The organism is Paraburkholderia sp. HD33-4 (assembly GCF_021390635.1).
GTDB lineage: Bacteria > Pseudomonadota > Gammaproteobacteria > Burkholderiales > Burkholderiaceae > Paraburkholderia.
In genome coordinates, this window is the sequence record NZ_JAJEJS010000003.1 from 1,030,373 (window position 1) to 1,044,697 (window position 14,325).

Consider the following 14,325-nt stretch of genomic DNA (forward strand, 5'->3'; position numbering starts at 1 on the left):
GCTTCACTGAGCCGACAGCAGCAGGTTGCCGTATTCGTCGACGACGGCTTCGAAGCCCGGCAGCACGCAGGTGGTCGTGTCGTCCTGCGCGATGATCGCGGGGCCGTCGAAGCGATGACCGGCAAGCAGCGCCGAGCGGTGGTACAGCGGCACCGTGCGCCAGGCGCCGTCGAGATAGACATCGATCATCGCCTCGACGCGCGGCGCGCCTTCGCCGACCGCGATTTTCGGCATCTCGGGCTTCGGTGTCGGCAGGCTGATCACGAGGCGCAGCGCCACCACCTGCACGGCCGAACCCGGGTCGCTGTGGCCGTACAGACGCTGGTGCTCGCGATGGAATGCCGCGCCGATCGTCGCGATGTCGCCGTTACGGATGGATTGCGGATCAAGCGGTGTGTCGACTTCGAACGACTGGCCGCGGTAGCGCATGTCGGCCGACACGAGCATTTCCGCACCCGCGTCGGAGCCGGTTTCGTTGATGATCCACTCGCGCGCCTGCGCTTCGAGCGTCGCGAGGTCGCCGGCGAGTTTGTCGAGCGAGGCGGCGTCGAGCGGGTAGTAGGTGGTACGCACGAAGTCGTTCTTCGTATCGGCGATCAGGCCGCCCAGCGCGCTCAGCACGCCCGGCGTGGTCGGCACGATCAGATGGCGCATGTTCAGCGCGCGCGCAAGAAAGCCGCCGAGCATCGGGCCCGCGCCGCCGAACGGCATCAGTGAGAATGCGCGCGGATCGATGCCGAAGCGCGACACGATACGGCTCACGCCGCCGTACATGCCGGACACCGCGACGTCGATGATCGCGGACGCGGTTTGATGCACGTCGATGCCGAGCCGTTGCGCGAGCGGTTCGATCGCGCGGCGGCTCGCCTCCACGTCGACCTGCACCGCGTTATAGCCGAGCGACGCACGGCCGAGCACGCCGATCACTGCAAACGCGTCGGTGATGGTGGGGCGCGTGCCGCCACGCCCGTAGCAGACCGGGCCCGGATTCGAGCCGGCGCTTTCCGGTCCGACCTTCAGTACGCCGAAATCGTCGACCCATGCAATCGAGCCGCCGCCGTCGCCGATCGACGAAACCGACACCGACGGGATATGAATCTGGAAGTCGCCGATGTACTCGCCGGTGGCGTACTGCGGCTTGCCATCGACGATCAGCGCGACGTCGGCTGTCGTGCCGCCGATATCGAGGCTCATGCAGTCCTTGATCTTGCACATGCCGGCCAGATACGACGCGCCGATCACGCCCGCGGCGGTGCCCGACAAAATCATCTGGACGCAATTGCTCTTGCCGTTCTCGGCGCTCATCACGCCGCCGTTCGACTTCGTCACTTTCAGGTCCGCGCCGACGCCGCTTTCGGCCAGCGCGGCCTGCAGCCGCGTCAGGTATTGCGACACGCGCGGCTGCACGTACCCGCCGATCGTCGCGGTGACCGTGCGTTCGTATTCGCGGATGATCGGCCACACTTCGTGCGAACACGACACGAAAAACCCGGGCGCGGCTTTCTCGATGATCGCCTTGACCTGCTGCTCGTGCGCGGGATTGCGGTAGGAATGCAGCAGCGAAATCACCACGCCTTCGCATTGCGCCGCCTGCAGCGCTTCGAGCGCGGCGAGCACGCTCGTTTCGTCGATCGGCGCTTCCTCGGTGCCGTCGGGGCGCATGCGGCCATCGACGCCGAACACACGATCGCGCGTGACTAGCGGCTCGGGGCGGCGCGACATCAGGTGATACATGTCGGGGATCTTCAGGCGCGCGATGTCCAGCACGTCCTCGAAATGGCGCGTCGTGATGAGAGCGAGACGCAAGCCCTTGCGTTGCACGACCGAGTTCACGCCGACCGTCGTGCCGTGCGTGAAGTACACGACTTCATGCGGATCGATGCCGAAGCGCGCTTTCAGGCCTTGCATGCCGTCGATCACTTCGCTGCCCGGCGAATCCGGCCGCGAGAACACTTTCAGCGTGCGCGTGGTACGCGTCTCGTCGTCCAGCACGGCGAAGTCCGTAAACGATCCGCCGATATCCACTCCAATTCTCAAGCCCATTGCCGTCCCTTTAGATAACCGTTGCAGACCGCTCGCGTCTGCGTTGCGTCAGCGCCGCCGATAGCTACAGATGGTCCGAGGTCAGTGCCCGATCTGCTTGTTCCAGCTCTCGATCCATTGCGGCACGTACTTGCCGATGTCGTCGAAATTCACCCAGATCGATTTGTCGACGGTCGCGATGCGCGGTTTGACTTTCGCGTCATAGGTGACCCTGGTGTTCGACGCCGTGTACTGCATCGTGTTGGCGAAGCACGCCTGGCCCTGCGCCGAGGCCAGTTCGTCGAGGAACTGGATGCCGAGCGGCGAACCGTTCTTCACTTTGACCGCCATGTTCGGAAACGCGACGGAGCCGGGCGCCGGATTGATCCACGCGATGTCGGGATTGGCGGTGTCGTGCTCGCTCCACGCGCGGCCGTCGTAGTACATCGCGATGTCGATGTCGCCGTTGCGGATCGCGTTGAGCGGCGCATTGGGCTCGCTGAAGAACGTGACGTTCTTGCTGTCGCGCATGCGCTTGATCTGGTCGAGCGCCGGCTGGATGTTGGTCGGCGAGCCGCCGTAGATCTGGTCGAACAGCGTGATCAGGCCGGCGGGCGTCGCGACGTAGTTGATGTCAGGAATCCCGGCCTGGTATTTACCGGCGATCACGCCATCGACGAATTCCTTCCACGTTTTCGGCGGATTTTTCACGCGCTTCGTGCTGTACATCAGCCCGAAATCGCCATACGTGAGGGGAAAGCCGTAGCCGTGCCCGTACTGCACCAGACGCGGATCGAGCTGCGCCATGTTGGGCACTTCCTTCGGCGAGACCGGATCGAGCAGGTTGCGCTCGATCGCGATGTGGGTCGCTTCGGGCGTGCTGACCATCACGTCGATGGGCGGGCGGGCCGGATTCGCCGCGACCTGGTTGACCCATTGCAGCGGATTGCCGAGCGTCACGTCGACGCTTTTGCCGGTCTTCTTCTCGAACGGCTCGACGAAGCACTTGCGATAGGCCTTTTCCCAAGTGCCGCCGAATGCGGTGACGGTCAGGTCGGCGCCGAACGCGGCGGGCGTAATTGCCAGCCAGGCTAGTGCGAATGCGCCGGCACGCAGCAGCCGGGGCCTACGCTGACGGGGCATTGAAACGGTGGTCTCCATTCTTCTCCCAGCTTTGATGAGCGATCACAGCGATTGGTGAATGAAAAAGAAGCCTTTGCACGCTCGGCAGTTTGTGCCACAATACGGCACGACGTGCTTCATTACGGTACAAGTTAGCATGCGATATTTGCGATCGCAAGGGAATCAAAAATGAACAGCCTGCTGAAAAGCATCGAAATCATCGAGACGATCGCGCAGCAGCAGCCCATCGGCGTCAGCGAACTGTCGAAGCTGCTGAAGATGCCGAAGTCGAGCGTGCAGCGCGTGCTGATGACGTTTCAGGAGGCTGGGTGGCTGAGGCAGGCCGGTACCGAGTCGACGCGCTGGGAAATCGGCGCGCGCGTGGTCGGCGTGCGGCCGAGCGCGTTGAAGGGCGGCGCGTTGCAGAAGGCCGCGCGCCAGCCGATGCAGGATTTATGCGATCTCGTCGACGAAACGGTTCATCTGTCGATCCCGGACGGGACGACGGCGATGGTGTTGATCGAGGAAACCGAGTGCAAGCAGGTCGTGCGCACTGCCTACACGATCGGCAATGTGTCGCCGTTTCATGCGACGGCGAACGGCCTCGCGGTGCTCGCGCATATGAGCGACACGCAGATCGATACGATCCTCGGCCGCGACCTGCCGAAGTACGGCGAAAACACGATCAACGACCCCGCGCTGATTCGTGAGGAACTCATGCGGATTCGCGAACGCGGCTATTCGGTGAACCTCGGGCAATACCGCCACGCCATTTATGCGATCGGCGCTCCGGTGTTCGACAGCAACGGCATCGTCGTGGCCAGCGTGTGCTTCTCGATGCCGGGCTCCCGCTTCAATCCGGAGAACATCGACGAATGGGGCAGTGCGGTCAGACGCACGGCGAACGAGATCAGCGGAGGCAGTCTCGCCTGAATGTGCCGTGCGCCATGCGCCGCTGATGCCGGTAGAAAGAGCGCCCGCATCAGCGGGTCTGCTGAAACAGCAAAGATCAACAGAGTCGTCGGCCTATGACGAGGTCTCCGGGTTTCCTGATCAGAACCCCTGGGTCGACCCCGTGGAATGCGCGACCAGCAGTACCACACCAGCAATGCACGCCGCGATGAGCGTGGCCATCAGAACGGCAACGAACGGCAGCCAGCTAAAGTTCACATGGGCGAAGTCGGCCTCGTGTGCCGCGCCTTTTCGCACGCCGAAGAAACTCCACAAAACGATGCGCATCATGCGGATGAGTTCCATCTCTTCCTCCGTTTCACTCGATTAACTTGAATCCGTTGGCAAATTCTCGAACTTTTCCATCCAGGGAAAAAGCAGCAGTTGCGAAAGATTTGAGCGACGCAGCCTGAGCGGCGTCTTTGCCGCAGTGAGCCCCGGCGCATCCCCGGAGAAGTCGACGATAAAATGAGCGCAGCAGATCGCATCCCACCTCCGGCGAGGCACACGCAAATCGAAGCGCACGGCGGCATCCCCCGACCGGCAACCTCCATCGAAGAGCGAAAGCGCATGACACGTTACGAAATCCTGGCGCAGAGCATGGCAACCGAGATCCGGTCCGGCAACCTGGCGCCCGGTTCCCGCATGCCGTCGCTGCGGCAAATCATCGCCCAGCACGACGTGAGCCAGTCCACGGCGACGCGCGCTTACTATCTGCTCGAACAGTGGGGTTTGGTGCGAGCCGAGGAACGTTCCGGCTACTACGTCGCCTCGCCATCGAAGTCCAGCAGGGCGACGGCACCGGCTACGAGCGGCGAGTCAGCGACAGTCGACATCAGCGACCTGGTCTTCTCGGTGCTCGAGGCCGCCAAGCGCCCCGGCATCGTGCCGCTCGGCTCCGCGTTCCCGTCGCCGTTGCTCTTTCCGCTTTCGCGTCTGGCGAAATCACTCGGCCAGGCCGCGCGCAGCGTGAGCCCGTGGAGCACGGTCGTCGATCTACCTCCCGGTAACGAAAACCTGCGGCGACAGATTGCGCTGCGCTATATGCGCGTCGGCATTTCGCAGCCGGCCGAGGACATCATCGTGACCAACGGCGCGCTGGAAGCGTTGAATCTTTGTCTGATGGCAGTTACGCAGCCCGGCGACATAGTCGCCGTCGAGTCGCCGGGGTTTTACGGCGCCCTTCAGGCGATCGAGCGGCTCGGCCTGCGCGCGCTCGAGATTCCCGTCGACACGCAGACGGGGCTCGACCTCGACGCGCTCGCCGAGGCGCTCGAGAAACACCCCGTCCGCGCCTGCTGGTTCATGACGAATTTCCAGAATCCCACGGGCGTCACGTTGTCGGATGCAAAGAAACAGGCGCTCGTCGAACTACTCGCACAGCACGAGGTTCCGCTCATCGAAGACGACGTGTACGGCGAACTGCATTACTCGAAAAACTATCCGCCGCCGGCCATGGCGTTCGACCGGCGCGGGCTGGTCATGCACTGCGGCTCGTTTTCGAAGAGCCTGGCGCCAGGCTATCGGGTCGGCTGGGCGAGCGCGGGGCGCTTTGCCGCGCGCGTGCAGCGCCTCAAACTCATGACGACCATCTCGGCGAGCATCCCCGCCCAGGCCGGCATTGCCGACTATCTCGAGCACGGCGGCTACGAGCGCCACCTGAAGACGATGCGCCTGGCCATGCAGAGTCAGCGCGCCACGATGTTCGAAGCGATCCGCCGCTGGATGCCGGAAGGCACGCAGTACACGCGCCCCGAAGGGGGCTACTTTCTGTGGCTTACCTTTCCCGATCCCGTCGACGCGCTGGCGCTGCATCGTCTCGCCATCGGGCAAGGCGTCAGCGTGGCGCCCGGCCCGATCTTCTCTGCCTCGCACGCATTCGAGAATTGCATCCGGCTGAATTACGGCCATCCATGGTCACCCCAGATCGACGAGGCGATCCGCACGCTCGCCGGGTTGCTGGTTCATCCTGACGTGCGCGCGCGATTCTGAGCGCGCGGTGCGCATCGCATCTGCTGCGCTCTTTTTTACGTCATCTGCTGCTTGAGGCCGGGGTTTCCGAACGATAAGGTTGCACCTCCGTGTTCGCCGGCCTCCGGCATTTCGGCAGTCACCATGTATCGTTACAACGAATTCGACAAGGCTTTCGTCGCGAGCCGCGCGGCCCAGTTTCGCGATCAGATCAAGCGCTGGCAGGATGGCACGCTCGGCGAGGACGCGTTTCGGCCATTGCGGCTGCAAAACGGCTGGTATGTGCAGCGGCACGCCCCCATGCTGAGGGTCGCCGTTCCGTATGGCGAGCTATCGAGTGCGCAGCTTCGTGTGCTGGCGCGGGTCGCCCGCGAATACGACGAGCCGGAAGCCGAGGTCTACCGCCAGGCGCTGGAGGCGCAGCGCAAGCTCGGCACCGTGCGCCTGCCCACGCATCATGCGCACTTTACGACGCGCACCAACGTCCAGTTCAACTGGATACCGCTTTCGAGAGCCGCCGACGTGATGGACCTCCTCGCCACGGTCGACATGCACGGCATCCAGACGAGCGGCAACTGTATCCGCAACATTTCATGCGATGAGCGCGCCGGCGTGGCACCAGACGAAATCGCGGACCCACGGCCTTTCGCCGAAATCATGCGCCAGTGGACGACGCTGCATCCCGAGTTCGCGTTCCTGCCGCGCAAGTTCAAGATCGCGATCACGGGCGCCGCCGAAGATCGTGCCGCGACGGATTGGCACGACGTCGGGCTGCGCCTCGTCCACGACGCAAGCGGTGAGCTGGGCTTTCGGGTCGCAGTGGGCGGCGGCATGGGGCGCACGCCCCTCATTGGCGTGGTGCTGCGCGAGTTCCTGCCGTGGCGGCACATCATGAACTACATCGAGGCCGTCGTGCGCGTGTACAACCAGTTTGGGCGCCGTGACAACAAGTACAAGGCGCGCATCAAGATACTCGCGAAGGCCGAAGGTCAGCGCTTCATCGATGAGGTCGACGAGGAATTCCGGCAGATCGTCGAGTGCGATGGCGGTCCCCACACGATTCCTCTGGCCGAGTTCGAGCGCATGGCCGCGTATTTCGTCGTGCCGCCGCAAGTGGACGCGCACCGTCCCGTCAACCCGACGGCCAGCGCGGCGCGCGCGGCAGCCGCCCGCAGCACACCGCGCTTCCAGCGCTGGCTGGAGCGTAACGTTGCGCCGCATAAGCATGCGTCGATGCGGATCGTCACGCTCTCCTTCAAGCGCCCGTTGCAGGCGCCCGGCGATGCATCGGCGGGCCAGCTCGAACGGGTGGCGGATCTCGTGGACCGCTTTTCGGCAGGCGAAGCGCGTGTCACCCACACGCAGAACATCGTGCTGCCGTGGGTTCACGCCGACGACCTGCTTGCGCTCTGGCAAGCGGCTGTGGCCGAGCAGCTCGCAAGCGCCAACGTCCATCTGCTCACCGACATGATCTCCTGCCCCGGCGGAGACTTTTGCGCACTCGCGAACGCTCGCTCGCTGCCCATTGCGCAGGGCATCATGGAGCGCTACCAGGACCTCGACGAACTGAACGACATCGGCGAGATCGATTTGCACATCAGCGGCTGTATCAACTCGTGTGGTCATCACCACAGCGGGCATATCGGCATACTCGGCGTCGACAAGGACGGTTCGGAGTGGTACCAGATCACGCTCGGCGGTGCGGACGGTTCCGCCCGCAGTGGCGAGGCACGCCCCGGAAAAGTGATCGGCCCATCATTCGCGGCGCATGAGGTGACTGACGCGGTCGATGCAGTGCTTGGCTGCTATCTGTCCCTGCGCGAGCATCGCGGCGAACGACGCGAAACGTTTATCGAAACCGTGCGCCGTGTCGGCCTCGAACCCTTCAAGGTTGCAGCCGATGCGGTTCGCGCCACGGCGGAGGATCTCGCATGAGCGCCATCGTACGGATTCGCGTGCTCGAGCCGCACGAGCACGCCGCCGATGCGGCGAGTCCCGTACTCGCTTTGCCCAATGATGCCGATCCACTGGCTTATGCCGACGAAATCGCGGCTGCCGCACGGGTCGACCTGCATTTTCCGTCGTTCACCGACGGACGCGCATACAGCCAGGCGTATCTCGTGCGACGCCGGCTCCGCTTCAAGGGGGATCTGCGGGCAACGGGTGAGATACTCGTCGACCAACTGCTGCAGATGGAGCGAATGGGTTTTTCGAGTGCGGTACTGATGGGAGCCGTCGATACTGACGGAGTACGTCGGCAACTCGAACGATTTGCGGCTTTCTATCAGGCCGACGCCGTACGTGGGCCCGAAGAGGTCCGCGAGCGCTTCTAGCCGCTGCTGTCGCGAAACGCATCGGCGAACGATTTCGCCAGCATGTTCATCGGAATGTTCTGCGGAAACACGACGTACGTGACGAACTCGATGCGCTTCGCAAACGGCAGGATCGCGAGCTGCCCCACGTACTCGCGCGCAACCAGCTGATTCATCACACTGACGCCCAGGCCGCGCGCGACCATCCGGCAGATCGCCGCGGCGAAGTGCGTTTCATACGCGAGGATGCGTTTTTCTTCGCCTTTGATCAGGCAGGCGTTGTCGATCCGCTTACGCATCACGTCGCTCGATCTCAGCGACAGGAAACGCTCGCCGATCAGATCCTCGGGGGTGATGGCGTGCTCGCGCCCGGCGAGCCGGTGATCGAGCGGCGTGATGCACACGCCGTAACTCCTGCGCGCGACCTCGGACGCGACGCTCGTCGCGTTGAAGATCTCCGATGCGATGCCCACGTCCGCATAGCCGGTTGCGAGCCACTGGCACACCGTCAGCGAATCGGCCACCTGCAGCGTCACGTCGACGTCCGGATACTTCTGCGCGAATACGTGGATCGCATCCGGTACGGCCACCATCGCCATCGACGGCACCGCGGCGACGCGCAGGCTCCCGCTGCCGCGCTTGCGGATCGATTCAGCTTTCTCTTCGAGTCCTCGCAGACTGGCGAACGTGTGCTCGACGTCGCGGAAGAAAACCTGACCTTCCAGCGTCGGCATCAGCTTGCCGATCTGCCGTTCGAACAGCTTGATGCCGATGCGCCGCTCGAGCTGGCCAATCACGCGACTGATGTTCGATTGCGACGTATGCAGATCCTTGGCCGCCTGCGTCATCGAACCCGACAGCATCACGGCGCGGAACGCTTGCACTTCGCGGAAATTCAGCATCGGCGAGGGCATATCAAAATGGTATGGCCCACGATTATATGCGTATTTGTCAAAGCGAAATGTCGTCCATACACTCGCTTAAACCTTGATCAAACGCGTCGCCGCGTGCGATTTCCAGTGTCGGGCGAAGCGCCCATTTCCGGGGACGAACCATGTCGTTGTTCCAGCCCAAGTTCATTACGTTCGACTGCTACGGCACGTTGATCTACTTCGAAATGGCGAACGCCGCCAGTGCGCTTTACGAGGACCGTGTGCCGGCCGAGCGCATGCGCGCGTTCACCGATGCGTTCGCCGCGTACCGGCTGGATGAGGTGCTGGGTGCATGGAAGCCATACGCGCAGGTGGTCGACAATGCGATCCGCCGTACCTGCAAGCGTCTTAGCGTCGCGTATCGGGAAGGCGACGGCCATGCGATCTACGATCAGGTGCCGGGCTGGGGTCCGCACCCGGACGTCACCGCGGGTCTCGCGAAGGTGGCCAGGGAGTTTCCGCTGGTCGCGCTGACCAACGCGGCAAATGAGCAGATTCCGCATAACATCGCGCGTCTCGGCGTGCCGTTCCATGCGGTCTACACCGCAGAGCAGGCGCAGGCCTACAAACCGCGGATGAAAGCGTTCGAATACATGCTCGATCAGCTGAACTGCGCTCCGCAGGACATCCTGCACGTGTCGTCGAGCTTCCGCTACGACCTGATGACCGCTCACGATCTCGGCATCACGCACAAGGTGCATGTCGCGCGCGGTCATGAACCGCTGAATCCGTACTACGGCTATACGGAAATCAAGGACATCGGCGGTCTCGCGGCGGTCGTGGGGTTATGAAACCCGAATCGTTCTGGCTGGCGACGGCGCCCGAATTCAGCGTCGGCGCGACAGGCGCGCTGCCGGCACGCGCGGATGTCGTGGTGGTCGGCGGGGGGTTCACCGGGCTGTCGGCGGCGCTGTCGCTCGCGAAAAAAGGCGTCGACGTCGTGCTGCTGGAAGCGTCGCGCATTCACGGCGAAGCGTCCGGGCGCAACGGCGGACATTGCAGCCCCGGCACCGCGCAAAGTCTGCCGGATCTGATCGGCCGGTACGGCGAGCAGGTCGCGAAGCAGCGCTATCAGGTCTACACCGACGCCGTCGATTACGTCGAGCGGCTGATCGAGCAGGAGAACATCGACTGCAGCTTCGTGCGGCACGGCAAGCTCAAGCTCGCCAGCAAGCCGACGCACATGGCCGGTATCACGCGCAATTACGAAGCGCTGCGCAAGCATTTGAGCGCCGATGTCGAACTGCTGTCGGCGAGCGATGTGCGCCGCGAGATCGCGTCGGATGCGTTTCACGGCGGCATGCTGGACCGGCGCGGCGCCCAGATGCACATGGGCCGCTTCGGCACCGGGCTCGCGAGCGCCGCCGCGCGTCACGGCGCGCGCATCTACGAGCACGCGGCGGTCACGAAGCTGACGAATCTCGGCGGCGACCGGCATCGCGTCAGCACGACGAAGGGCGACCTCGAAGCGGGGCGCGTTCTGCTCGCGACCGGCTGCTCGAATCACGGCCCATTCGGTTGGTGGCAGCGCCGGATCGTGCCGGTGGGCAGCTTCGTGATCGTCACCGAGCCGATTCCGGAACTGCTCGATCGTGCACTGCCGAATCGCCGCAACTACGTGACGAGCCTGAATTTTGGCAATTACTTCAGGACCACCGACGATGACCGGCTCGTGTGGGGCGGCCGCGCGCAGTTCGCGCGCAGCAATCCAGCATCGGATCGCAAGAGCGGGCGCATTCTGAAAGACTCGCTGGACCAGCTGCTGCCCGGCCTGCGCGACGTGCGGATCGATTACTGCTGGGGCGGACTCGTCGAAGCGACGGCCGATCGTCTGCCGTCGGCCGGCAAGCACGATGGGCTGTACTACTCGCTCGCGTATAGCGGCCACGGCACGCAGATGGCGACGTACATGGGGGACGTGATGGCCGACATCGTCACGGGCGCGAGCCGCGGCAATCCGTGGGCACGCACCGAGTGGAAGGCGCTGCCCGGCTACGCGGGGCGCGAGTGGTTCCTGCCGCTGGTGGGCGCGTATTTCAGGTTCAAGGACGCGGTTTCCTGAACGTCGCCATCGTTCCTAACGCACGCTTTTATCCCTAAGGCCTGGCTCAAAAGTGAAACAACCGTTATTGAAAATCGACACCGACGTGACGCTGCCGACGCATGTCGACGTCGCGGTGATCGGCGGCGGCGCGGCGGGCGTGGCGACGGCCTATGAACTGAACCGGCTCGGCAAGCGCGTCGCGGTGTTCGAAAAAGGTCGTATCGCCGCCGAGCAGAGCAGCCGCAACTGGGGCTGGTGCCGAACGCTCGGCCGCGATCTTCGCGAACTCGGCATGGCGAAGCTGAGCGTGCAGCGCTGGACGGATCTCGCCGGCGAAATCGGCGCGGACGTCGGTTTTCGCAAGACCGGTATCACCTTCGTCACGCGCAGCGAACAGGAACTCGCGGGCTGGCAGGCGTGGTTCGATTTCGCGCGCCGCAGCGGCGTCGCCGCGCAGATGCTGTCGCGCGATGAAGCCAACAAGGTCTACGCCGCTGGCGGCTCGCCGTGGATCGGCGGCGTGCGCACCTTCGACGACGGCTATGCGGACCCGTCGTGCGCGATTCCGCTGCTCGCGCAGCGGGCCGCCGCGCAAGGCGTGGCGATCCTGCAGCACTGCGCGGTCAACGATCTGATCTTCGAGGCTGGCCGTATCGCCGGCATCGAGACGGAGCGCGGACGCGTGCACGCCGATGCGGTGGTGATCGCCGCGGGCGCATGGTCGTCGCTGTTTTGCCTGAAGCAGAAGATCGTGTTGCCGACGCTGAACGTTTATTCGTCGGCGTCGAAATCGGGTGGCGATATCCGTCTCGCGTTCAATGGGCCGTTGAAGACACCGGAGTTTGCGCTGCGCGAGCGCGCCGATGGCGGCTACACGCTCGCGAAGAGCGGCCGTGGCACGGTGCACGTGGTGCCCAACAGCCTGCGCTATGGGATGCGTTTCAAAGGGCTTTATGCGAGCCGGCGCAACAGCATCAAGGTGCAATTCGGCGGCGAGTTCTTCCGGCAGCTGTGGAACGAGTTCAGCTATCTGCATCTCGGTCGCTCGCCGTTCGTGCGCAATCGCGTGCTCGACCCGGCGCCGGACCTGTCGCTGGTGCGCTCGGCTTACGATGACGCGGGCAAGGTGTTTCCGCAGTTCGATCCGTCGAAAGTGGACATCGCGTGGGGCGGCGCGATCGACAATACGCCCGATGGAATTCCGGTCGTTTCCGAATGCATTCAGCATCCCGGCATATACCTGTGCACCGGCTTCAGCGGCCACGGCTTCAGCAGTTCGCTCGGCGCGGGCCGCATGCTCGCCGAGGCAATCGTGACGGGCACGATTTCGGACGAGTTGAAACATATGTCGCACCAGCGCTTCATGACGGGTGAAGCGTTGGCTCCGAACATCATCTATTGATGATCGATGTGTTCGCGGTCGACAAAATCGCACGCCACATAGAAAATGCAGTCGAACACCATGCTGCCGGCGCGCTACGATCGATAGGCAATTCGAATAGAACAGGATTGAAAATGACTTCGCTGGAACAGTCGGATCGTCGTCACTTCTTTCATCCGGGTACGCATGCGTACGACCATGCAACAGGCGCGTTGAAAGGCCTGATCATCAGCGAGGGCCGCGGCATTCATCTGACCGACGTCGAGGGACGTGAATACATCGATGGCTTTTCCGGTCTGTATTGCGTCAATGTCGGCTACGGTCGCGAGGAGATCGCCGAGCGGATGGCCGAACAGTGCCGCCGCCTGTCGTACTACCACACGTACGTCGGCACCAGCAACGAGCCGGTGATCGAGTTGTCGCAACGCTTGATCGAGCAGTGGGCGCCGCCTGGCATGGCGAAGGTGTTCTACGGCATGTCCGGCTCCGACGCGAACGAAACGCAGATCAAGCTGGTCTGGTATTACAACAACATTCTTGGCCGCAAGAACCGCAAGAAGATCATCGCGCGCGAGCGCGCGTATCACGGCTCGGGGATCGTCACGGGTGCGCTGACCGGTCTGCCTGTCTACCACGCGAACTTCGATTGCCCGTTCGACCGCGTGCTGCGCACGCTGTGCCCCGACTATTACCGCGATGCCGAACCCGGCATCAGCGAGTCGGACTTCACCGCGCATTGCGTCGCCGAACTGGAGGCACTGATCCAGCGCGAAGGCCCGGACACCATCGCCGCGTTCATCGCCGAGCCGATGAACGGCACCGGCGGGATCGTGCCGCCGCCCGCCGGCTATTGGCCCGCGGTGCAAGCGGTGCTGCGCCGCCACGACATCCTGCTGATCGCCGACGAGGTCGTCTGCGGCTTTGGCCGCCTCGGCGCGCGTACCGGCTGCGAACGCTTTGGCATCGAGCCCGATCTCGTTACGTTCGCCAAGGGGCTGACGAGCGCCTACGCGCCGCTGTCGGCCGTCGCAGTCAGCGAAGGCTTCTGGGACGTGCTGATGAGCGGCTCGCGGGAGCACGGGATGATGGGCCACGGCTGGACCTATTCGGGCCATCCGCTCGGCGCGGTGGCCGCGCTGGCGAACCTCGACATCATGGAGCGCGAGCGGCTGGTCGAGAACGCGGACCATGTCGGCGGCTATCTGCTCGAGCGGCTGCGCGCGAGCTTCGGCGATCATCCGGCGGTGGGCGACATCCGTGGCATCGGCATGCTGATGGCGATCCAGCTGATGCAGGATCCCGCGACACGCACGCCGTTCCCCGCGCAGCGCCGCATCAATGCGAACGTGGTGGACGCGGCGCGGGAGCAGGGCCTGCTGGTGCGCGCGCTCGGCACCGACATCGTCGGCTTCGCGCCGCCGCTGATTACTACCCGGCAGGACGCGGACGAGATCGTCACACGCATCGCCGCGGCATTCGAAGACGTGCTGCCGCGCGTCGTGGCTGCGAAGTGATCGCGGCGCAGGCCGTGCCGCGCAGGTTGGCTGCGCTGCCAGGAACGCCCGGTCTGCGGATCGGGACTCGCTGAGG

General features: G+C 64.0%; 12 protein-coding genes. 8 read left to right on the top strand and 4 right to left on the bottom strand.

Going from position 1 to position 14,325, the window contains the following annotated elements:
• Positions 1 to 3: 3 nt before the first annotated feature.
• The gene (locus tag L0U84_RS39235; RefSeq protein ID WP_233858933.1) at positions 4 to 2,043 is read right to left on the bottom strand and encodes a hydantoinase/oxoprolinase family protein; all 2,040 of its coding nucleotides are present in this window, start codon (positions 2,041 to 2,043) and stop codon (positions 4 to 6) included.
• Positions 2,044 to 2,124: 81 nt separating this feature from the next.
• Entirely contained in the window at positions 2,125 to 3,165 is a 1,041-nt protein-coding gene (locus L0U84_RS39240) for an extracellular solute-binding protein (protein WP_233858936.1), read from the bottom strand.
• Between the two features lie 168 nt (positions 3,166 to 3,333).
• On the opposite strand from L0U84_RS39240, the gene L0U84_RS39245 reads away from it, so the two are divergent.
• Positions 3,334 to 4,077, top strand: a complete 744-nt coding sequence (locus L0U84_RS39245) for an IclR family transcriptional regulator (RefSeq protein WP_233858939.1) — start codon at positions 3,334 to 3,336, stop codon at positions 4,075 to 4,077.
• Between the two features lie 120 nt (positions 4,078 to 4,197).
• Here the strand turns inward: L0U84_RS39245 and L0U84_RS39250 are convergent, their stop codons facing one another.
• Complete coding sequence (locus L0U84_RS39250) at positions 4,198 to 4,401, bottom strand: DUF2970 domain-containing protein (RefSeq protein ID WP_233858941.1); 204 nt, start codon at positions 4,399 to 4,401, stop codon at positions 4,198 to 4,200.
• Between the two features lie 264 nt (positions 4,402 to 4,665).
• Between L0U84_RS39250 and L0U84_RS39255 the strand changes: the two genes are divergently transcribed.
• The 3 genes from L0U84_RS39255 (at position 4,666) to L0U84_RS39265 (ending at position 8,399) form a co-directional block, all read left to right on the top strand.
• A complete protein-coding gene (locus L0U84_RS39255) occupies positions 4,666 to 6,087 on the top strand; it encodes an aminotransferase-like domain-containing protein (protein ID WP_233858943.1) in 1,422 nt (473 codons plus the stop codon).
• Between the two features lie 123 nt (positions 6,088 to 6,210).
• Positions 6,211 to 8,001, top strand: coding sequence for a nitrite/sulfite reductase (locus L0U84_RS39260; protein WP_233858951.1), 1,791 nt, complete (start codon positions 6,211 to 6,213; stop codon positions 7,999 to 8,001).
• Entirely contained in the window at positions 7,998 to 8,399 is a 402-nt protein-coding gene (locus L0U84_RS39265) for a DUF934 domain-containing protein (RefSeq protein ID WP_233858953.1), read from the top strand. Before L0U84_RS39260 ends, L0U84_RS39265 begins: the two co-directional genes overlap by 4 nt.
• On the opposite strand, the gene L0U84_RS39270 is transcribed toward L0U84_RS39265, so the two are convergent.
• Positions 8,396 to 9,280, bottom strand: a complete 885-nt coding sequence (locus tag L0U84_RS39270) for a LysR substrate-binding domain-containing protein (RefSeq protein WP_233859868.1) — start codon at positions 9,278 to 9,280, stop codon at positions 8,396 to 8,398. The two genes, L0U84_RS39265 and L0U84_RS39270, sit on opposite strands and share 4 nt — an antisense overlap.
• 152 nt (positions 9,281 to 9,432) lie before the next feature.
• On the opposite strand from L0U84_RS39270, the gene L0U84_RS39275 reads away from it, so the two are divergent.
• The 4 genes from L0U84_RS39275 to L0U84_RS39290 all read left to right on the top strand — a co-directional run bounded on the left by L0U84_RS39275 (position 9,433) and on the right by L0U84_RS39290 (position 14,249).
• Positions 9,433 to 10,101: a haloacid dehalogenase type II gene (locus tag L0U84_RS39275; RefSeq protein ID WP_233858956.1), complete on the top strand. Its 669-nt coding sequence runs from the start codon at positions 9,433 to 9,435 to the stop codon at positions 10,099 to 10,101.
• Positions 10,098 to 11,372 carry an NAD(P)/FAD-dependent oxidoreductase gene (locus L0U84_RS39280; protein WP_233858958.1) on the top strand — a complete coding sequence of 425 codons (1,275 nt, stop codon included), beginning with the start codon at positions 10,098 to 10,100 and terminating at the stop codon, positions 11,370 to 11,372. The genes L0U84_RS39275 and L0U84_RS39280 overlap by 4 nt, the downstream gene beginning before the upstream one ends.
• A gap of 52 nt (positions 11,373 to 11,424) precedes the next feature.
• Positions 11,425 to 12,756 (top strand): NAD(P)/FAD-dependent oxidoreductase, encoded by a 1,332-nt coding sequence (locus L0U84_RS39285; RefSeq protein ID WP_233858960.1) that lies wholly within the window; start codon positions 11,425 to 11,427, stop codon positions 12,754 to 12,756.
• A gap of 113 nt (positions 12,757 to 12,869) precedes the next feature.
• Positions 12,870 to 14,249, top strand: coding sequence for an aminotransferase (locus L0U84_RS39290; protein WP_233858962.1), 1,380 nt, complete (start codon positions 12,870 to 12,872; stop codon positions 14,247 to 14,249).
• Positions 14,250 to 14,325 lie beyond the last annotated feature (76 nt).